This is a genomic window from Spirillospora sp. NPDC052242 (assembly GCF_040679555.1).
Taxonomy (GTDB): Bacteria; Actinomycetota; Actinomycetes; order Streptosporangiales; family Streptosporangiaceae; genus Spirillospora.
Window position 1 is genome coordinate 26,721 of sequence record NZ_JBFAUZ010000038.1, and the last position, 19,872, is coordinate 46,592.

Sequence of the window (19,872 nt, forward strand, 5' to 3'; positions counted from 1 at the left end):
ATGGCCACCGACACTCGCCGCAAGGAGTTCCACGAAGCCGCGGCGGCACACCGGCTCAGGGCCGGCTCGGCCAGGTCGGACCGGCCGATGCGCGTCATCGGCGTCCTGCTGATGCTCGCCGGGGTCGTCGGCGCGTTCGTCGCCTACAACGCCTCGCTCTCGCAGAGCGACCTGCGCGACATCGTGTCGAGCCAGGTCCTCGCGACCGCGTTCGCCACCCTCGCGATCGCCGGGGCCGGTCTCTACATCGCGGCGGCCCTCGCCCAGGTGCTCCGCCTGTGGCTGCTCCGGCAGCTCGTGGAGAGCCGGGAGCACACCGGCCGGCTCACCGAGGCGCTGCGCGGGCTCGACCCGACGGACCCGACGGACGTTCGCTCGTGACCGCGGGTTCACGGGCGTCGGCCTAGAGGACGAACGCGAAGAAGGGGGCACCCCCCGAGGGCGCCCCCTTCTCACGCGTTCCGAGTCAGCCGGCCAAAAGGTGGCGGGCGGCTCGGTAGCCGAAGACCATGCCCGAGCCCAGCGGGACGCCCGGCCCCGGGTAGACGTGACCGGCGACGGACGCCGCCGAGTTGCCCGCCGCGTACAGGCCGGGAATCGGCTCGCCGGACTCGTCCAGCACCCTGGCGTCGGGGTCGATGCGGGCACCGCCCTTGGTGCCGAGGTCGCCGAGGACGATCTGGACGGCGTGGAACGGCCCGCGGTCGATGGGGACCAGGCACGGGTTCGGGCCGTCGCCGGCGGCGAAGAAGCGGTCGAACGGGTCCTCGCCGCGCCGGAAGTCGGCGTCCTCGCCGGTGGCGGCGAAGCCGTTGAACCGGTCGACGGTGCTCGCCAGGGCCGACGCGGGAACGCCGATCAGGCCGGCCAGGCCATCGATGGTGTCGGCGGTGCGCCACAGCCCGGCCTCGCGGAACGCGGCCGGGTCCGGGCGCGGCTCGCACAGGGCGGGCACGTTGTCGAACCTGTCGTCGAACACGAACCAGACCGGCAGGTGGGAGACGCCGGTCGCGTGGCCTCGGCGGATCTCGTGGCCCATCCGGTCGTAGGGCAGGGACTCGTTGGCGAACCGCTCCCCCGCCGAGTTCACGAAGATCCCGCCGCGCAGCCCGAGGGTGAACTCGGCGCGGCCGTTCGGGAAGGGCGTCGCCGGGCACCACCATGCCTCGTCCATCAGGTCGACGGACGCGCCGACGGCCCGGAGCGCGGCAAGTGCGTCGCCGGTGTTCGTGCCCGCTGCGGCGGACGTCCAGCCGCCGCCGGGCAGCCCGTGGTGCCGCGCGCGCAGTTCGTCGTCGCGCTCGAACCCGCCCGCGGCGAGCACGACGCCCCGGTCGGCCCGCAGCCGAACCGTCCCGTCCGGGCCGTCGGCGACGACGCCGGTCACCCGCCCGTCCTCGACGATCAGGGACCGCATCCGCGTGCCGGTGCGGAGGTCGGCGTTGCCGGTCTTGTCCAGCGCGAGCAGGAACCGGCCGATGAGCGCCTGGCCGCCGATGAGGTTCTCCCGGTCCTGCTCGATGCCGTGCTGGTCGAGCGCGACGGTTGGGCGGAGCCGGGCGAGACGGTCGCCGAGTTCGGCGGCGGGAAGCGGCACGGGGAAGATGTCCCGGCCGTTCTCGACGCGTCCGGGAGCCTCGAAGTAGTCCGGGAAGGGCTGGTACCGGAACTGGAGGGCGGGGTCGCGTTCGAGGAACTCGACCAGCTCGGGGCCGGTGGACAGGTACGCCCGCTGCAGTTCGGCCGGGGTGCGGTCCCCGACGATGGCCGTGAAGTACTCCGTTCCGAGTTCGACGCTGTCGGGCACTCCCGCGCGGTGCTGCGCCTGGTTGCCCGGAAGCCAGATGCCCGATCCCGAGTAGGCGCTGGTGCCGCCGAAGTACTCCGTCTTCTCGAGGACGATGGTGCGCAGCCCGTTCGCCGCGGCGGTGTAGGCGGCCGCGAGGGCGGCGCCGCCGGAGCCGACGACGATCACGTCGCTGTTCTCTGTGGTCACTGGATCGCTCTCACTTCCGGTTCAGTCGTCCGAGTTCGTCGGACGTGAGGACGAGATCGGCCGCGGCGAGCGAGTCGAGGACGGACTCGGGCCTGCTCGCCCCGGGGATGGGGATGATCGAAGGGGACCGGTGGAGCTGCCACGCGAGCACGATCCGCTGCGGGCTGACCCCGCGGGCCTTCGCGACGGAGCCGAAAGCGGCGAATGCCGATCCGAGGTCCTTGGCGCCGCGCATCCCGCCCAGCGGCCCCCAGGACAGGAACGTGAGGCCGAGTTCCTCGCACAGGTCGATCACGGGTTCGGCGGCCCGCGCCCGCGGCGAGTACTCGTTCTCGACCGCGACGAGGGCGTCGCCGAGCACGTCGTGGGCGATCCGGACCTGCTCGACGCTCGCGTTCGAGACGCCCACGCGCTGCACGAGCCCCTTTTCGTGCAGTTCCTTGAGCGCACCCATGCTCTCGTCGTACGGGGTCCGCGGGTCCGGGCGGTGGTGCACGTAGAGAGGAAGGGAGTCGAGGCCGAGCCGACGCAGCGACGCCTCGCAGGCGCGGCGCAGCCACTCGGGACGGCCGTCGATCCACCATGTGTCGGTGTCGAAGTATCGGACGTGACCGCCCTTGGTCGCGACCACGACGTGGTCGGTGGAACCGGGATAGAGCCGGAGCGCCCTGGCGACCGCGAGCTCGTTGACGCCGTAGTCGCCCCCCGCCGGGCCGTACACGTCGGCCGTGTCGAGCAGGGTGACGCCCGCGTCCAGGGCCGCGTGCACCGTCCGGACGCCGCGTTCCTCGTCGTAGTCCGGCACCTGGGTCAGGGTCATCGCTCCCAGGCCGATCGCGGAGACCCGCAGGTCCCCGAGCCGCCGAAGGGGGACGTCCGTCATTTGCCGACCACGGTCCAGCCGCCGTCCACCGGCATCCGCACGCCCGTCGAGAAGGTGGCGTCGAGCAGCATGAACTCGATCGCCACCGCCATCTCGTCCGGGGAACACAGTCGGCCGAGGGGCATCCGCGCCTCGGTAGCGGACAGGTCGTATCCCTGGTCGACCATCTCCTGCACCATGGGCGTCAGGGTGTGCCCCGGCGCGACCGCGTTGACGCGGATGCCGTACGGCGCCCACTCGATCGCGAGGTTCTGCGTGAGCTGCTCGATCGCGGCCTTGGCGACGCCGTAGTCGGCCTGGTCGCGCCACCCGCCGTAGGCCGTCGTGGAGGAGATGGTCACGATGGACCCGCCGTCGAGACCGGCCTCCAGCATCCCCGCGACGAGCGACCGCGCGGTGACGAGCGTCCCCACCAGGTGGACGTCGAGCACCCGCCGGTAGGCGTCGAGGTCCAGTTCCAGGGCGGGCTTGAACTCGCCGCGGATGCCGTGGCAGGTCACGAGGCGGGTCGCGGTTCCCGCGGCATGGGCCGAGGCGGTCAGCGCGTCCCGCACCTTCGCCTCGTCGGTCACGTCGATCTGGAACGACCGCGGCACGTCGTCCGGCGGCGCCTGCATGTCCAGGACGGTCACGGCCAGCCCGCGCTTCATCAGCCGCCGCACGACCGCCAGACCGATGCCGCTGCTGCCGCCGGTGACGACCGCGTGTTCTCGGGGAGCCTGTTCTCCGGGCATGGGCTCATCTCCTCTTCGCTGTACGGGCTCCGCGTCCTGCGGGCGGCCGGTCGGTGTCTCAGCGGGCCTGCGGCGGACGGCCGCCGATCGCGGCGGTGACCGCGTCGGCCGCGCGGACCAGCCGGTCCCGCCATCCGGCGATCCGCTCGACGCTCGCCCGCGGCGGCATCTGGAACAGGGCGAGCACCTGCACGACGTCGCCGTCCGGCCCGTGGACGGGCGCGCCCAGCAGCCGGACGTCGTGGAGGCGCTCGGGTTCGAGGTCCTCGGGCTCGTAGTGCTCCTTCAGCCGTTCCAGCAGCGCACCGACCCGGCGTTCCAGCTCGGGTGTGCGCGGCGTGGTGGAGAACGCGTCGATCTCGTCCCAGACCTCGTCGTGCTCGGGGGCGCGCAGGGCGATGGACCAGCCCCGGGACGACACCCGGCGCAGCGCCCGCCGGTAGTGCTCCCGGTCCTGCTCGGTGAGCGGGAGGTTGCGCCGGGCGAGCCAGGCGTCGATCGCGGCCTCGTCGCGTCCGGCGACGAACAGCGCGCCGTAGGGCGGCGCGAACGGCATCCGGCGGCCGATGTGCCCGTGCACGGTGCTCTGCCCGGTGCCCGCGGAACCGGCGACGATGACGAGTTCGTCCGCCACGATGCACTGCGCGTAGCACTCGAGCCCGAGGTCGGCCGACACCGCCTCCATGTGCTCGCGGGCGATGTCCGCCACCCGGATGTGGCCGAGCAGGTCGCTCTCGTAGGGGGCGACGAGCGCGCCCGGCGAGAACCCGCCGTAGCCGCCCTGGAAGAACAGCAGCGGTGACCTGGGCTCCAGCACGCCGAGATCGCGGACCCGGCCGAGGACCATCAGGTGGTCGCCGGCCTCGTGGACGGCGTCGAAGTCGCAGTCGATCCAGGCGACGGCCTCCTCGAGCAGGGGCGCGCCGGACGGGGCGGGCCGCCACGGCACGTCGGCGAACTTGTCGCCGCTCTTGGCGGCGAACTGCCTGCACACGTGCTCCTGGTCGGCGGCGAGCACGTTGACGCAGAACGAGGAGGCGGTGCGCAGCCGGGCCCACGTGCTCGACGTCTTGCTCGGGAGGAAGGAGACCAGCGGCGGGTCGAGGGAGACGGAGGAGAACGAGCCGACCACCATCCCGACCGCTTCCCCCGTGTCGGCGACGCCGGTGACGACGACAACGCCCGTCGGGTAGTGGCCGAGGACGTCGCGGAACCGCCGCCGGTCGAAGGCCGGGGCCGGGGCGCTCATCGGGCCTCCTTCAGGGTGGGACCGTCCCCGGGGGCGGGCTCGGGCGCGGGCGCGCCGAGGTGCTCGCGGAGGGTGGTGCCCGTGTAGTCCTTGCGGAACAGGCCGCGGTCTTGGAGGCGCGGGACGACCTCCTCGACGAAGTCCTCGAGTCCGCGGGGCAGGTCGGCGGGCAGGAGGTTGAAGCCGTCGGCGGCGCCGGCGGTGAACCAGGCGGCCATCTCGTCGGCGACCTGGTCGGGCGTCCCGACGATGGAGCGGTGGCCGGTGCTGAGCCCGATGCGCTGCGCGACCTGGCGCAGGGTCAGGCCCTCCTCCTTCGCCATGTCCATGAACAGGCGGGGCCGGGACACGCCCGCGTGCGCGGGCAGCAGGTCCGCGACGTCGGGGAACGGCTCGTCCAGGTCGTAGACGGTGAAGTCGATTCCGCCGAACATCTGCTGCATGAAGGCGAGCGTCGCGTCGGTCTGCACGAAGCCGCCGAGTTCCCGTGCCAGGTCGCGGGCCTCCTGGACGGTCCTGCCGATGATCGGGGTGAGGCCCGGCATGACGGCGACCGCGTGCGGGTCGCGGCCCTTGGCGGTCACCAGCTCCCGCATCCGGTCGACGAACGCCTTGGAGTCCTTGATGTCGAACTGCGTGGTGAACACCATGTCGGCGTACCGAGCCGCCAGGTTCATCCCGGTCGGTGAGGAACCGGCCTGCACCAGCGCGGGCCGGCCCTGCGGGGACCGGGGCATCGTCAGCGGACCGCGGACGGTGAAGTGCGCGCCCTCGTGGTCGAGCCGCCGGATGCGGTCGAGGTCGGCGTACACGCCCGCCTCCCGGTCCAGCACGATCGCGTCGTCCCGCCAGCCGTCCCAGAGCCGGGTGACGATGTCCACGAACTCGTCGGCGCGCTCGTAGCGGGACTCGTGCTCGGGCAGGTCGGCGGAGCCGTAGTTGCCCGCCGCCGCGGCGATCGCGGTTGTCACGATGTTCCAGCCGACCCGGCCGCCGCTCAGGTGGTCGATGGTGGCGAACTGGCGGGCCACGGTGAAGGGGTGGCTGTAGGTGGTCGAGCTGGTGGCGACGAGTCCGATGCGGGACGTCACCGCCGACAGCGCGGCCACGAGGCTCACGGCGTCCGGCCACTCGGTGGCGTCGGTGCCGATCGAGGTGCTGAGGTTCAGGGCCTCGGCGACGAACACCGCGTCGAACTTGCCCTGCTCCGCAACTTGGGCGACGCCCGTCCAGTGCTCCAGGGTGTGGACCTTCTCGGGTTCCGTCCGCGGGGACCGCCACACCGAGTGCGCCGCGCCCAGTCCGCGGGCGAAGACCGCGAGATGCATCTGACGGCCGCTGTCGTTCATGATTGCTCCCTTGTCGGCATCTGTGCGTTGTGACCGAGCGGGTCAGAGCCGTTCGATGATGGTGACGTTGGCCTGGCCGCCGCCCTCGCACATGGTCTGGAGGCCGTAGCGTCCGCCGCGGCGTTCGAGTTCGTGCAGCATGGTCGTCAGCAAGCGGGTTCCGGTGGCCCCGATGGGGTGGCCCAGCGCGATCGCGCCGCCGTTGACGTTGACGCGGTCCATGTCGGCGCCGGTCTCCTTGGCCCAGGCGAGGACGACGGACGCGAACGCCTCGTTCACCTCGATGAGGTCGAAGTCGTCGATCGACATGCCGGTCTTGTCGAGGGCGTGCCGGGTGGCGGGGATGGGGCCGGTCAGCATCCAGACGGGGTCGTCGCCGCGCACCGAGATGTGGTGGACGCGCGCCCGGGGCCGCAGGCCGAACTCCCGGACGGCCCGCTCGGAGGCGACCAGCACGGCGGACGCGGCGTCGCTGATCTGGCTGGCGACGGCGGCGGTGAGCCGGCCGCCTTCGCGCAGCGTCCGGAGCCCGGCCATCTTCTCCAGGTCGGTGTCGCGGCGCGGCCCCTCGTCGGCGGAGACGCCGTCGAGCGGCGCGATCTCCTTGGCGAACCGTCCCTCGTCGGTCGCGGCGATGGCGCGGTGGTGGCTGCGGAGCGCGAACTCCTCCATCTCCGCGCGCGAGATGTCCCACTTGTCGGCGATCATCTCGGCGGCCCGGAACTGGGAGACCTCCTGGTCCCCGTAGCGCGCGATCCATCCCGGCGATTCGGCGAACGGGGTGGTGAAGCCGTACTGCTCCCCGACCGTCATCGCCGCGGAGATGGGGATCGTCGACATGTTCTGCACGCCGCCCGCGACGATGAGGTCGGCGGTGCCGGACATGACGCCCTGCGCGGCGAAGTGCACCGCCTGCTGGCTGGATCCGCACTGCCGGTCGATCGTCACGCCCGGCACGTGGTCCGGCATCCCGGCGACCAGCCAGGCGGTCCGGGCGATATCCCCGGCCTGCGAGCCGATGGTCTCGGTGCAGCCGAAGATGACGTCGTCCACCCGTCCCGGGTCGACGCCGCCGCGGTCCATGAGCGCGGAGATGACGTGGGCGCCCAGGTCCGCGGAGTGGACGCCGGCCAGTCCGCCGCCCCGGCGGCCGACCGGCGTCCGAACCGCCTCGATGATGTAGGCCTCGGCCATGTGAACCCTCCTCGGGTGTCGGGGTGCGGCGGGATCAGGGGTGCTGGCTGCTCACCGACACGACCTCGCCGGTGAGGTAGGACGAGTAGTCGGAGGCGAGGAAGACCATGACGTTCGCGATCTCCCAGGGTTCGGCGGCCCGTCCGAACGCCTCGCGGCCTTTCAGTTCCGCCAGGAACTCGGGGGTGGTGACCTTGGCGAGGAACGGGTGCATCGCCAGGCTCGGCGACACTGCGTTCACCCGGATCCCGTGCGGGGCGAGGTCCATGGCCGCGGACCTGGTCAGCGCCATCACGCCCGCCTTCGCGGCGGCGTAGTGCGCCTGCCCCTCCTGCGCGCGCCAGCCGACGACCGAGGCGTTGTTGACGATGACGCCGCGCCGTCCGGCCGCGACCATGCGGCGGCCGGCCGCGCGGACGCACCGGAACGTCCCGGTCAGGGAGATGTCGAGGACCTTGCTCCACTGCTCGTCGGTCATGTCGAGGAGGGAGACGGTGCCGCCGAGCCCCGCGTTGTTGATCATCACGTCGACGCCGCCGAACGGGTCGGCCGCGTCCAGCAGCGCCGCCACCTGCGACTCGTCGGTCACGTCGCACGGCACCGCGGCCACCCGGTCCGCGCCGAACTCCGCGCCGAGCGACTCCCGCGCCTCGTCGAGCCGCCGCTCGTGGGTGTCGCCGAGGACGACGGCGCGGGCGCCCTCCTCCAGGCAGCGGCGCACGACGGCCGAGCCGATGCCCGCGCCCGCGGCGGCGGTGACCACGACGGTCCGGCCCTCCAGGAGGGCGTGGCCCGGGACGTAGTCCGGCGCGGGCTGTTCGGTCTTGGCGGTGGTCACGGTCGGGCCTCCCTGGGCAGGCCGAGCACCCGCTCGGCGAGGATGTTGCGCTGGATCTCGTCCGAGCCGCCGTAGATCGTGTCGGCGCGGCTGTGCAGGAAGAGGCGCTGGAGGTCGTCCAGCTCGTACGGTGCCCGCTCGACGACCAGGGACGTCGCACCGGCGACCTGCATGGCGAGCTCGCCGAGGTCGCGGTGCCAGTTCGCCCAGAGCAGCTTGGTCACCGACGCCTGCATCGCGCCGGTGGAGCCGTCACCGGAAAGGGTCCGGAGGGCGTGCAGGCGCATGGCCTCCAGGCCCGTCCGGGCGTGCGCGAGGCGGTCCCGGACGACCGGGTCGTCGAAGGTGCCGTTGCGGCGGGCGAGCTCGATCACGGCGTCGAGTTCGCGGGCGAACCCGACCTGCTGTCCCACGGTGGAGATGCCGCGCTCGAAGCCGAGCGTCGCCATCGCGACTTTCCAGCCGTCGCCGGGAGCGCCCACCACGAGGGACGCCTCGGTGCGGGCGCCGTCGAAGTACACCTCGTTGAACTCCGAAGTCCCGGTGAGCTGGGTGATCGGCCGGACGTCGACGCCGTCCTGGCGCATCGGGACGAGCAGGTACGACAGCCCGTCGTGGCGGCGGGAGCCCGGGACGGTGCGGGCCACGACGAAGCACCAGTCCGCGTGGTGCGCCTGCGATGTCCACACCTTCTGGCCGTCGACGACCCACCCGTCCGCGTCCAGCCGCGCCCGGGTCGACACGGCGGCCAGGTCGGAACCGGCGCCGGGCTCGGAGTACCCCTGGCACCACAGCTCTTGGACGGCGGTGATCGCCGGCAGGAACCGGCGCCGCTGCTCCTCGGTCCCGAAGGCGATCAGCGTCGGGCCGAGCAGTTCCTCGCCGAGGTGGTTGACCCGGGCGGGGGCGCCCGCCCGCGCGTACTCCTCGTGGAAGATGATCTGGCGCGCCAGGCTCAGCCCGCGCCCGCCGTGCTCGACGGGCCAGCCGAGGCAGGTCCAGCCGTGCGCGCCGAGGTGGCGGTCCCATTCGAGCCGTTCGCCGAACGCCTCGTCCTCCCGGCCGGGCCCGCCGAGCCCGCGCAATCCGGCGAAGTCGCCGTGCAGACGGGTCTCGAGCCAGTCCCGGACGTCGCGCCGGAACGCCTCGTCCTCCGCCGAGTACGTCAGATCCACATCCGCCCCTCCGCCGTCCTCATCGATGTGCCGGGGTTGCGGCCGTCCGCCGCGGACTGCACCATAGCAAGAGAAATCAAACATTTGTTAGGGTCGCGATCGCAAGGGCGCGTGCCACTCACCGGACAGGAATCGGGAGACGGAATGAGCAACGCGGAGAACGCCGCCGGGGGACGAACCGAGGAGGAGGTCGTCACTTACGAGCGGCGCGGGACGGTCGCGATCGTGACCCTCAACCGCCCCGAGTACCGCAACGCCCAGAACTCGAAGGTCACCTACGCCCTCGACGCCGCGTTCACCCGGGCGGTCGACGACGACGACGTCAAGGTCATCGTGCTCGCCGGGAACGGGAAGCACTTCTGCGCCGGGCACGACATCGGCACGCCCGGCCGCGACGTGGACGAGTCCTTCGAGCGCAAGGCCGTGATCTGGTGGGACCACACCGGCAGGCAGGGGGTGGACCGGCGGATCGCGCGGGAGTCCGAGGTGTACCTCGGCATGTGCCGCCGGTGGCGGGAGATCCCCAAGCCCATGATCGCGATGGTGCAGGGCGCCTGCATCGCCGGCGGGCTCATGCTGGCCTGGTCCTGCGACTTCATCGTGGCCGCCGACGACGCCTTCTTCGCCGACCCCGTGGTGCGCATGGGCATCCCGGGCGTGGAGTTCTTCGCCCACCCGTGGGTGATGAACCCGCGCGCGGCGAAGGAGTTCCTGTACACCGGCGACCGCGTCTCGGCCGAGCGCGCCCTCGACCTCGGCATGGTGAACCACGTGGTGCCGCGCGCGGACCTGGAGGCCGCGACCCTGGCGATCGCCGAGCGGATCAGCCAGATGCCGTCCTTCGGGCTGGCGCTCACCAAGAAGGCGATCAACCAGGCCGAGGACCTCCAGGGCATGCGGGCGGGGATGGACTCGGTGTTCGGCCTGCACCACGCCGCGCACGCGCACAACGCCGAGGTCGGCGTCGACTCGCTGGCGGGGATGGACGCCCGCAAGATGCGCGACTCGAACGCGGAGAACGGCCGGTGAACCTCGACCTGGACGACCGCGAGCGCGCGTTCCGGGACGAGGCCCGCGCCTGGCTGCGCGAGCACGTCCCGCCCGTCCCCCTGCCCGGCATGGACACCGCCGAGGGCTTCGAGGCGCACCGCGAATGGGAGGCGACGCTCGCCGCGGGCCGCTGGTCGGTCGTGTCCTGGCCGGCGGAGTACCTCGGCCGCGACGCCTCGCTCCTCGAGTGGGTGCTCTTCGAGGAGGAGTACTACCGCGCGGGCGGCCCGGCCCGGGTGGCGCAGAACGGCATCTCGCTCCTGGCGCCCATCCTCTTCGAGTACGGCACCCCCGGGCAGCGGGAACGCTACCTGCGGCCGATGGCGGACGGCTCGGAGATCTGGGCGCAGGCGTGGTCCGAGCCCGAGGCGGGCAGTGACCTGGCGGCGCTGCGCAGCACCGCCGCCCGCGACGAGTCCCGGGGCGGGTGGGTGCTCAACGGGCAGAAGACCTGGAGTTCCCGGGCCGCGTTCGCGCACCGGGGCTTCGGCCTGTTCCGGTCCGATCCGGAGGCGGAACGCCACCGCGGGCTGACCTACTTCATGTTCCCCCTGGACGCCGACGGCATCACCGTGCGCCCGATTCACAAACTGGACGGTCATCCGGGCTTCGCGGAGATCTTCTTCGAGGACGTCTTCGTGCCCGACTCCGACGTCCTCGGGGCGCCCGGAGAGGGGTGGCGGGTGGCGATGAGCACCGCGGGCAACGAGCGCGGCCTGTCGCTGCGCTCCCCCGGACGGTTCTGCGCCGCCGCCGACCGGCTCCTCGACCTGTGGCGCGAGCACGGCGCGGACGCGTCGGCCCCGGAGGCGGCGGCGCTCGGCGGGGACGTCGCCGACGCGTGGATCGCCGCCCAGGCCTACCGCCTCTACACGTTCGGCACCGTCAGCCGAATCGCCGAGGGCGGCGCCGTCGGCGCGGACGGCAGCGTCAACAAGATCTTCTGGTCGGAGCTGGACGTGCGGCTGCACGAGACCGCGCTGGACCTGCTCGGGTCCAGGGCGGAGCTGCGCGACGCGGGCGCGGCCGGCGGCGGCGCCTGGATGGACGGCTATCTCTTCGCGCTCTCGGGCCCCATCTACGCGGGGACCAACGAGATCCAGCGCGACATCGTGGCCGAGCGCCTGCTCGGCCTGCCGAAAGGACGCCGATGAGGTTCGCCCTGAGCGACGAGCAGCACGCCTTCTCCCGTGCGCTGGACGACCTGCTCGCCGGCGCGCGCGTCCCTGCCGTGGCGCGGAGCTGGGCGAACGGCGACGCCGGGCCGGGCATGGAACTGTGGAAACGGCTGGCCGACCTGGGGGTCACCGCCCTCTGCGTGCCCGGCTCCCACGGCGGGCTGGACGCCGGGCCCGCCGACCTCGTGGTCGCCTTCGAGGCCCTCGGACGCCACGCGGTACCGGGCCCGTACGTCGAGTCGGCGGTCCTGGCGCCCGCGCTGCTCGGCGCCGTCCCCGACGGGCCGTCCCTGGCGGGAATCGCCGACGGGAGCACCGTCGTGACCGCCGCCGCGCCGCCGCTCGCGCCGCTCGCCCTGGACGCCCACGCGGCCGACCGGGTGCTGCTGCTCGACGGGACGGCGCTGAGCGCGGCGCGGACCGGCGCCGCCCGCACCTCCGTCGACCGCTCCCGCCTGCTCTTCGAGGCGCACCCGGAGGAGGAGTTGGGCACTCTGGAGCCCGAACGGGCCTCGCGAGCGCTCGACCTGGCCGTCTTGGCCTGCTCGGCCCAGCTGCTCGGGGCGGGTGAACGCGTGCTGGCCGACTCGGTCGGGTACGCCGGGTCCCGGCGGCAGTTCGGGCGGGCCATCGGCGAGTACCAGGCGGTCAAGCACGCGCTCGCGGACGTCCGCGTCGCGCTCGACTTCGCCCGTCCGCTGTTTTACGGCGCGGCCGTCTCGCTCGGCGCGGGCTCGGCCGACGCCTCCCGCGACGTGTCGGCGGCCAAGACGGCGGTGTCGGCGGCGGCGTACCGCGCGTCCCGCACCGCGCTGCAGACGCACGGCGCCATCGGTTACACCGAGGAGTTCGACCTCGGCCTGTGGATCACGAAGATCCGCGCCCTCGTCTCCGCCTGGGGCACCGCCGGGTTCCACCGGTCCCGGGTCCTCGCCGCCGTCACCGCCGCGCCCGCGGCCCCGGTCGCGTCCGTCTGAGGAGGATCTCGTGTACTTCGCACTGAGCGAGGAGCAGGCCGCGCTCGACGCCGCGGTCCGCTCCCTGCTGGAGCGGCGCGGCGACGGCGCGGCCGTCCGCCGCGCCGTGGAGAGCCCGCGCGGCCACGATCCGGACCTGTGGTCGACGCTCTGCGGGCAGATCGGCGCCGCCGCCCTGGCGATCCCGGAGGAGTACGGCGGTGCGGGGTTCTCCCTGTTCGAGACGCATGTCGTGCTGGAGCGGCTCGGGTACGCGCTCACCCCCTCCCCGCTCCTCGGCTCGGCGGTCCTCGGCGCGCAGGCGATCCTGCGATCGGGCGACGCCGACGCCTGCGCACGGCTGCTTCCCGGCATCGCCGCGGGCACGTCCCTGGCCGCGCTCGCCTGGGCCTCCTGCGACGGGCACTGGCACCTGGACCGCTCCGACGTGCGGGCCGCGGACGCCGAAGGCGGAGCCTCGCTGAGCGGGACGTCCCACCTCGTCCTCGACGGCGCCGAAGCCGACGTGCTGCTCGTCGTGGCCGCCCGGGAGACCGGCGGGGTCGGCCTGTACGAGGTCGATCCCGGCGCGGGCGGCGTCCGGCGCACCCCCGTGACCGGCCTGGACCTGACGCTGCGCTTCGCGCGGATCGACTTCGACGCGGCTCCCGCACGTCCGCTGGGCGGGGACGCGCGCGGCCTGCTCGCCGATTTGCGCGACGTCGCGGCCGTCGCCGTCACCGCATTGCAGGTCGGAGCGGCCCAGCGCGGTCTCGACATGACGGTCGCCTACGCCAAGGAGCGCGAGCAGTTCGGCCGTCCGATCGGCTCGTTCCAGGCGCTCAAGCACCGGATGGCCGACATGCTCGTGCACGTGGAGACGTCCCGGACGCTGTCCTGGGCGGCGGCCTGGTCCGCCGCCCGGGACGCGCCGGACTTCGGGGAACGGGCGGCGATGGCGAAGGCGTGGTGCTCGGACGCGCTGAACGCGGTGGCCGCGGAGACCGTCCAGTTGCACGGCGGGATCGCCATCACCTGGGAGCACGACGCGCAGCTGCTGTTCAAGCGGGCGCACGCGACGTCGCAGCTGTTCGGGCAGCCGCACGAGCATCGGCGCCGTCTGCTGCCCGCCTCCGCCGGGGCGGCCGGGGCCGCCCCGGCGGGACCCTAGCGTCCGCCGCGCTCGAGGCGTTCGAGGACGTCGACGGCCTCGTCGACGATGCGCGCGATCAGCTCGCGGCAGCTCGGCAGGTCGTCGATGAGGCCGACGACCTGCCCCGTGGCCATGACGCCGATGTCGGGACGTCCGTCCAGCAGCGCGGTCCGGTAGAGCATGGGGGCGTTGGCCGCCATGACGACCTGGCTCCAGCTCAGGCCGTGGTTGCGCCTCATCGCCAGGCCCTCGCGGACGATCTCCTTCCAGGGCGTCCGGGACATCCGCTGGAAGGCGACGGCGTTCCCGGCCGCCCGCAGCAGGCGGCCGGGGGCGGTGCCGCGCTCGAGCCGGTCGATGGTGCGGCCGCGGACGACCCGCTGCGGCACCCCGTCGATCTGCAGCGTGAGGACGGTGTCGTCGACGCCGCGGCGGAGGTACTCCTCCTTGACGACCTGCGCCACCGGCGAGTCGGTGGTGAGGAGGAAGCGGGTGCCCATCGCGATCCCGTCGGCTCCGTAGGCGAGGGCCGACACCAGGCCGCGGCCGTCGAAGAAGCCGCCCGCGCCGAGGACGACGATGTCGTCGGCCGCGTCGCGGGCCTGGGGCAGCAGCAGGCTGGTCGGGACCTGGCCGGTGTGCCCGCCGCCCTCCCCGCCCTGCACGACGACGGCGTCGGCGCCCCAGGCGGCGACCTTCTCGACGTGCCGGCGGGCGCCGGTGGAGGGCATCACCACCAGCCCGCCGTCCTTGCAGCGCTTGATCAGGTCCTCGCGGGGGGCCAGCGCGAAGGAGGCGACCTTCACCTTCTTGCGGATCAGCAGGTCGACGCGCTTGACGACGTCCGGCTGGTCGGCGCGGAGGTTGACGCCGAACGGCCGGTCGGTGAGCGACTGCACACCGTCGATGGCCTGCGACAGCTCTTCGTAGGACAGCAGCCCGGCGCTGAGGACGCCGAGGCCGCCGGCCTCGGCGGTCGCCGCGGTGAGGCGAGCGTCGGAGACGTATCCCATGCCGGTCTGGACGATCGGGTACTCGACGCCGAACAGCTCCGTCGCCCGGGTTCTCAGCGCGGGATGTCTCCGCGTCCCGGAGCCGTTCTCGTCGGGCGTCGGCGAGGCCGTGGCGGGCTGCTGTGCCATACGGGGCCTTCCCTCTCTAACAAATGTTTGTTTTGATACTGTCCGACGAGTATGCGGGACGCGACGTGCACCGGCAAGCGCCGGGCGTCCCCGAAGACCGAGGAGGACCGACCACGTTGACGGACAAGACGATGTCCCTGGAGGACTTCGCCGGGACGATCGAATCGGGGATGACCATCGGCATCGGCGGCTGGGGCTCCCGCCGCAAGCCCATGGCGCTCGTCCGCGCGCTGCTGCGGACGGACGTGCGCGACCTCACGGTCGTGAGCCTGGGCGGGCCCGACGTCGGGCTGCTCTGCGCGGCCGGAAAGGTGCGCAAGCTGGTCTACGGTTTCGTGTCGCTGGACAGCATCCCCCTCGACCCGCACTTCCGCGCCGCCCGCGAGAGCGGCACCGTCGAAATCGCCGAGTACGACGAGGGCATGTACGTGGCGGGCCTGCGGGCCGCCGCGCAGCGCCTCGACTTCCTGCCGACGCGCGCCGGCCTGGCCTCCGACGTCCTCACCATGAATCCGGACCTGCGCACCGTCGCGTCCCCCTACTCCGACGAGGAGTACGTCGCGATGCCCGCGCTCCGGACGGACGTCGCGCTGATCCACCTCGACCGCGCGGACGCCGCGGGCAACGGGCAGTACCTCGGCCCGGACCCCTACTTCGACGACCTGTACGCCATGGGCGCGGACCGCTGCTACCTCAGCTGCGAGGAGGTCGTGCCGACCGAGCGGCTGCTCGCGCCCGGCGCGGACGGGCGCGCCGCACCGGTGCAGTCGCTCCTCGTCGGCCGGATGTACGTGACGGGCGTGATCGAGGCGCCGGGCGGCGCCCACTTCACGTCCTGCGCCCCCGGCTACGAGCGCGACGAGGCGTTCCAGAAGGAGTACGCCACCGCCGCCAAGGACCCCGAGGCTTGGCGGGCCTTCGAGGAGACGTACCTGCGCACCGGCGAGGACGGCTACCGCGCCGCCGTCGAGGGCCGCGCGGCCCCCGCCGCGTCCGGCGCGAACGAGAGGAGTGCCTGACCGTGGAGTTCACCCGAGCCGAGGTCTGCATCGCCGCCGCGTCCGATTCCTGGCGCGGCGCCGGAGAGGTGCTGGCGCACGCCGTGGGCACCGTTCCGGTGATCGGCGCCCGCCTCGCCCGCCTGACCCACTCCCCCGACCTCGTGCTGTCCGACGGCGAGGCGTTCTTCATGAGCGAGCCCCCGCCGCTCGGCCGGACCGCCGCGCACGGCGGCGTGATCGAGGCGTGGGTACCGTTCCGCAACATCTTCGACGTCCTGCAGTCGGGTCGGCGGCAGAGCATGATGGGGGCGAGCCAGCTCGACCGGTACGGCAACCAGAACATCTCCGCGATCGGGGACTGGCGCCGTCCCAAGCGGCAGTTGATCGGCGTGCGGGGGGCGCCCGGCAACACCGTGAACCACCGGACGAACTACTGGGTGGCCCGCCACTCGCCCAAGGTCTTCGTCGAGCGCGTCGACATCGTGTCCGGCGTGGGCAACGACCGGGCGCGCGCGGCGGGGGGCGCGGCGCTGCGGTTCCACGACCTCGGGGTCGTCATCACCGACCTCGCCGTCCTGGACTACGCCGCCGACGGGACCCTGCGCATCCGGTCGGTGCATCCGGGCGTCACCGTCGAGGACGTCCGGCGCAACACGGGATTCGCGATCGACGGGACGGACGCGACCGAGACCCGCGCGCCCACGCCGGAGGAACTGCGGCTGATCCGCGAGGTGATCGACCCGTCCTCGGCGCGGGCGCGCGAGGTCGCCGGTTGAGCGGAGGGCGGCGGGCGTCCCTAGAGCAGGCCGTTCAGGGCCAGGGCGAGGAACTCGTCGGCGAGCCTCTCGGACGTCAGCTGCCCGCCGGGACGGTACCAGCGCACCGACGACCAGATGGCGTCGCGGACGAACAGGTAGGACACCTTGATGTCGAGGTCCGGGCGGAACACCCCGGACGTCTGACCCGCGGTGAGCACCCGCAGCCAGATGTGCTCGATCTTCAGGCTGTAGTCGCCGACGTAGGCGAACGCCTCCTGCCCGATCAGGTTGTCGCTCTCGTTCTGGTACACGGCGACCGCGTGCGGGGCCTCGTGGATCCATCCGAAGGAGACGCGGATGAGCTTGCCGAGCGCCTCGCGCGGGTCGTCGCCCTGCCGCTCGATCTCGGAGAACCGCTCGTAGAGCCGGGAGAGGAAGTCCCGGAGGATCTCGTCGAGCATGGCCTCCTTGGAGCTGAAGTGGTGGTAGATGCTGCCGGCCAGGATGCCGGAGTTATCGGCGATGTCGCGCACCGTCGTGGCCGCGTAGCCCTTGGTGGCGAAGAGTTCGGCCGCGACGGCCAGCAGGCGAGCGCGCCTGTCGATGCCGTCCGCCCGGACCGCCTCCTTCTTCGGCGCCCGGCCGCCCGCCTTCGCCACCGCCATCTGCGTCTCCCTCTGGTTGACCAAGTATTTGTTCGTTCGGTGGTCCAGTGTCGCGCACGGCGCGACCGGACACCGCATCCGCCCCGCACCCTTGGAGTGACATGCACGCCGTGAGCCCGTCGACGACCATCCCCGGAATGCTCCGCGACGCCGTCCGCGACCACGGCGCGCGCCCGGCCGTCGTGGACGGGGACGTGCGCCTGCGGTACCGGGACCTGGCAGGGCTCGTCGAGCGCGCCGCGCGCGCCTACCTCGGGATCGGGGTACGCTCCGGCGACCGCGTCGCGATCTGGATGCCGAACCGGTACGAGTTCGTCGTCGCGATGCTCGGCGCCCAGTCCGTCGGCGCGGTCGTCGTGCCGATGAACACACGCTACCGGGGCCACGAGGCCGCGGCGATCCTCGCGCGCTCCCGCGCCCGCGCGCTGGTCACCGCGAACGGCTTCCTCGACCTCGACCTCGTCGGCATGCTGCGGGCGGCGGCCGCCGAGGAGCCCGCGGAGCCCGGGGGCACGGGCCCCGTCCCGGGACTGCCGCACCTGCGGACCGTCATCGACGTGCCCGCCGGACGGGCGCCCGACGGCGCGCTGCCCTGGGACGACTTCCTCGCCGCCGGGAACGGCGTCCCCCCGGAGACGGCCCGGGAGGCCGCCGACCGGGTGAAGCCCGACGATCTGTGCGACATCCTGTACACGTCGGGCACCACCGGACGGGCGAAGGGCGTCATGAGCGCCCACCGCCAGACGGTCGACGTCGCCCGCATCTGGGCCGCAGGCGCGAACCTGTCCCCGGACGACCGCTACGCCGTGGTCAACCCCTTCTTCCACGGCTTCGGATACAAGGCGGGGGTGATCACCGCGCTCACCGCCGGAGCCTCGATCCACCCGGTTCCGGTCTTCGACGGCGACCGGTTGCTGGAGCTGATCGAGCGCGAGCGCATCACCGTGATGCCCGGGACGCCGACGCTGTTCCTGTCGCTGCTGGCGAACCCACGGCTGGCGGAGCACGATCTGTCCTCGCTGCGCTTCGCCACCGCGGGCGCGGCGACCGTCCCGGAGACCCTCTTCACCCGGATGCGGGAGGAACTCGGGTTCGACCAGGTGGCGCAGGCGTACGGGCTGACCGAGTGCATGATGGTCACCCAGTCCCGCCCGAACGAGGACCCCCGCCACGTCGCGGAGACGACCGGGCCGCCGGTCGACGGCGTGGAGCTGCGCCTGGTGGGGCGCGACGGCGCGGAGGCGGCGCCGGGCGAGGACGGCGAGATCCTGGTCCGCGGACGCAACACGATGCTCGGCTACTTCGAGGACGAGGAGGCCACCCGCGCCGCCGTCGATCCGGACGGCTGGCTGCGCACCGGCGACGTCGGCCGCCTCGACGAGCACGGCTGCCTCAAGATCACCGACCGGTTGAAGGACATGTTCACCGTCGGCGGTTTCAACGTCTACCCGGCCGAGGTGGAGAACGTCCTGGCCGCGCACCCCGACGTCGCCGAGGCCGCGGTCGTGGCCCGTCCCGACGCGCGCCTGGGCTCGGTCGCGGTCGCGCACGTCGTCGCCCGTCCGGGAGCCGCGCCCGACCCCGGCGAGCTCGTCGCGCACTGCCGTGCCCGGCTGGCCGGGTTCAAGGCGCCCCGCGAGATCGTCCTCACCGCGAGCCTGCCGCGCAACGCGGCCGGCAAGATCCTCAAGACGGTGCTGCGGGAGCGGGCCGCCGCCGTCCGGACGGACGGCGGCTGAGGCCCGCTCCCGGCCCCCGCCCGCGTTCAGGGCGCCGATCCCGGCAGCTTCTCGGTACCCGGCGCGTGCTGGAGGAACGCCGGCCACTCGCCGCCGCCGTCCACGTTGAGGACGGCGCCGGTGATGTGGGCGGCGAGCGGGGAGGCGAGCAGCGCGCAGGCGCGCCCGATGTCGGCGGGCGCGGCGAACACGCCCCGCGGGATCGTCGCGGCCACGCGTTCCATCTGGCCGGGCTCCCCGTAGTGTTCCGCCGAACCCTCGGTCTCGACGAGACCGCAGCTGACGGCGTTGACCCGGATCCGCGGCGCCCACTCGACGGCGAGGCTGCGGGTCAGGCTCTCCAGCGCGGCCTTCGCCGCCCCGTACACCGCCGTCCCGGGGCTGGGCCGCCGCGCGCTGATCGAGGTGATGTTGAGGACGACGCCTCCGGAGTCCTGCTCGCTCATCACCGGGTGCACCGCCTGTGCCACGAAGACGCCCGCGAGGAAGTTGAGGTCGGTGACCCTGCGGTGGAAGCGGGAGGACGCCGAGGCGAACCCGGTGAAGGGCGCTCCGCCGGCGTTGTTCACGGCGACGTCGATGCGGCCGTGCCGCCCGGCCGCCTCGTCGACCCACCGGGCGACCTGGTCCTCGTCCCGCACGTCCACCCGGCTGAACCTCGGGCCGGACGCCGTGCCCTCGGGCTCGGTGCGGCCGCACACCTCGACGACCGCACCGGCCTCCAGGAACGTCCGGGCGATCCCGGCCCCGACGCCCCGGGTGCCCCCGGTCACCAGGACCACGCGGCCCGCGAAATCGATCTGCAACGCCAA

General features: G+C 73.1%; 19 protein-coding genes. 8 read left to right on the forward strand and 11 right to left on the reverse strand.

The annotated features are described in order from the left end of the window. On the forward strand, nucleotides 1-381 hold the full coding sequence (locus AB0L25_RS28020) for a hypothetical protein (protein ID WP_500175695.1): 381 nt from the start codon (nucleotides 1-3) through the stop codon (nucleotides 379-381). A gap of 85 nt (nucleotides 382-466) precedes the next feature. Here the strand turns inward: AB0L25_RS28020 and AB0L25_RS28025 are convergent, their stop codons facing one another. Genes AB0L25_RS28025 through AB0L25_RS28060 form a run of 8 tightly spaced genes read right to left on the reverse strand, consistent with a single transcriptional unit; the run spans nucleotide 467 to nucleotide 9,412 of the window. Further along, nucleotides 467-1,996 (reverse strand): FAD-dependent oxidoreductase, encoded by a 1,530-nt coding sequence (locus AB0L25_RS28025; protein ID WP_500175696.1) that lies wholly within the window; start codon nucleotides 1,994-1,996, stop codon nucleotides 467-469. A 10-nt stretch (nucleotides 1,997-2,006) separates the two neighbouring features. Continuing rightward, nucleotides 2,007-2,879, reverse strand: a complete 873-nt coding sequence (locus AB0L25_RS28030) for an aldo/keto reductase (RefSeq protein ID WP_500175697.1) — start codon at nucleotides 2,877-2,879, stop codon at nucleotides 2,007-2,009. Then, a complete protein-coding gene (locus tag AB0L25_RS28035; RefSeq protein WP_500175698.1) occupies nucleotides 2,876-3,613 on the reverse strand; it encodes an SDR family NAD(P)-dependent oxidoreductase in 738 nt (245 codons plus the stop codon). Before AB0L25_RS28035 ends, AB0L25_RS28030 begins: the two co-directional genes overlap by 4 nt. A gap of 58 nt (nucleotides 3,614-3,671) precedes the next feature. Beyond that, nucleotides 3,672-4,862 carry a flavin reductase gene (locus tag AB0L25_RS28040; protein WP_500175699.1) on the reverse strand — a complete coding sequence of 397 codons (1,191 nt, stop codon included), beginning with the start codon at nucleotides 4,860-4,862 and terminating at the stop codon, nucleotides 3,672-3,674. Continuing rightward, nucleotides 4,859-6,211, reverse strand: coding sequence for an LLM class flavin-dependent oxidoreductase (locus AB0L25_RS28045; protein ID WP_500175700.1), 1,353 nt, complete (start codon nucleotides 6,209-6,211; stop codon nucleotides 4,859-4,861). The genes AB0L25_RS28040 and AB0L25_RS28045 overlap by 4 nt, the downstream gene beginning before the upstream one ends. A gap of 42 nt (nucleotides 6,212-6,253) precedes the next feature. Further along, a complete protein-coding gene (locus AB0L25_RS28050) occupies nucleotides 6,254-7,405 on the reverse strand; it encodes an acetyl-CoA C-acetyltransferase (protein ID WP_500175701.1) in 1,152 nt (383 codons plus the stop codon). Between the two features lie 34 nt (nucleotides 7,406-7,439). Then, complete coding sequence (locus AB0L25_RS28055; protein WP_500175702.1) at nucleotides 7,440-8,243, reverse strand: SDR family oxidoreductase; 804 nt, start codon at nucleotides 8,241-8,243, stop codon at nucleotides 7,440-7,442. After that, nucleotides 8,240-9,412 (reverse strand): acyl-CoA dehydrogenase family protein, encoded by a 1,173-nt coding sequence (locus tag AB0L25_RS28060; protein WP_500175753.1) that lies wholly within the window; start codon nucleotides 9,410-9,412, stop codon nucleotides 8,240-8,242. Before AB0L25_RS28060 ends, AB0L25_RS28055 begins: the two co-directional genes overlap by 4 nt. A gap of 150 nt (nucleotides 9,413-9,562) precedes the next feature. Between AB0L25_RS28060 and AB0L25_RS28065 the strand changes: the two genes are divergently transcribed. From AB0L25_RS28065 to AB0L25_RS28080, 4 genes are read left to right on the forward strand one after another with little or no spacing between them, the layout of a single operon-like run. Beyond that, nucleotides 9,563-10,447, forward strand: coding sequence for an enoyl-CoA hydratase (locus AB0L25_RS28065; protein ID WP_500175703.1), 885 nt, complete (start codon nucleotides 9,563-9,565; stop codon nucleotides 10,445-10,447). Next, nucleotides 10,444-11,622 carry an acyl-CoA dehydrogenase family protein gene (locus tag AB0L25_RS28070; RefSeq protein WP_500175704.1) on the forward strand — a complete coding sequence of 393 codons (1,179 nt, stop codon included), beginning with the start codon at nucleotides 10,444-10,446 and terminating at the stop codon, nucleotides 11,620-11,622. Before AB0L25_RS28065 ends, AB0L25_RS28070 begins: the two co-directional genes overlap by 4 nt. After that, entirely contained in the window at nucleotides 11,619-12,623 is a 1,005-nt protein-coding gene (locus tag AB0L25_RS28075) for an acyl-CoA dehydrogenase family protein (protein WP_500175705.1), read from the forward strand. The genes AB0L25_RS28070 and AB0L25_RS28075 overlap by 4 nt, the downstream gene beginning before the upstream one ends. A 10-nt stretch (nucleotides 12,624-12,633) precedes the next feature. Then, nucleotides 12,634-13,773, forward strand: coding sequence for an acyl-CoA dehydrogenase family protein (locus tag AB0L25_RS28080; RefSeq protein WP_500175706.1), 1,140 nt, complete (start codon nucleotides 12,634-12,636; stop codon nucleotides 13,771-13,773). Here the strand turns inward: AB0L25_RS28080 and AB0L25_RS28085 are convergent. Next, nucleotides 13,770-14,897: an NAD(P)H-dependent flavin oxidoreductase gene (locus AB0L25_RS28085; RefSeq protein ID WP_500175707.1), complete on the reverse strand. Its 1,128-nt coding sequence runs from the start codon at nucleotides 14,895-14,897 to the stop codon at nucleotides 13,770-13,772. The genes AB0L25_RS28080 and AB0L25_RS28085 overlap by 4 nt on opposite strands. Before the next feature lie 131 nt (nucleotides 14,898-15,028). Between AB0L25_RS28085 and AB0L25_RS28090 the strand changes: the two genes are divergently transcribed. Next, the gene (locus AB0L25_RS28090; protein ID WP_500175754.1) at nucleotides 15,029-15,916 is read left to right on the forward strand and encodes a CoA transferase subunit A; all 888 of its coding nucleotides are present in this window, start codon (nucleotides 15,029-15,031) and stop codon (nucleotides 15,914-15,916) included. A 2-nt stretch (nucleotides 15,917-15,918) separates the two neighbouring features. After that, the gene (locus AB0L25_RS28095; RefSeq protein WP_500175708.1) at nucleotides 15,919-16,674 is read left to right on the forward strand and encodes a CoA-transferase subunit beta; all 756 of its coding nucleotides are present in this window, start codon (nucleotides 15,919-15,921) and stop codon (nucleotides 16,672-16,674) included. Nucleotides 16,675-16,694: 20 nt separating this feature from the next. On the opposite strand, the gene AB0L25_RS28100 is transcribed toward AB0L25_RS28095, so the two are convergent. Then, a complete protein-coding gene (locus AB0L25_RS28100) occupies nucleotides 16,695-17,321 on the reverse strand; it encodes a TetR/AcrR family transcriptional regulator (RefSeq protein ID WP_500175709.1) in 627 nt (208 codons plus the stop codon). Between the two features lie 101 nt (nucleotides 17,322-17,422). On the opposite strand from AB0L25_RS28100, the gene AB0L25_RS28105 reads away from it, so the two are divergent. Beyond that, nucleotides 17,423-19,060: an AMP-binding protein gene (locus AB0L25_RS28105; RefSeq protein ID WP_500175710.1), complete on the forward strand. Its 1,638-nt coding sequence runs from the start codon at nucleotides 17,423-17,425 to the stop codon at nucleotides 19,058-19,060. Nucleotides 19,061-19,086: 26 nt separating this feature from the next. On the opposite strand, the gene AB0L25_RS28110 is transcribed toward AB0L25_RS28105, so the two are convergent. Beyond that, entirely contained in the window at nucleotides 19,087-19,872 is a 786-nt protein-coding gene (locus tag AB0L25_RS28110; RefSeq protein WP_500175711.1) for an SDR family oxidoreductase, read from the reverse strand.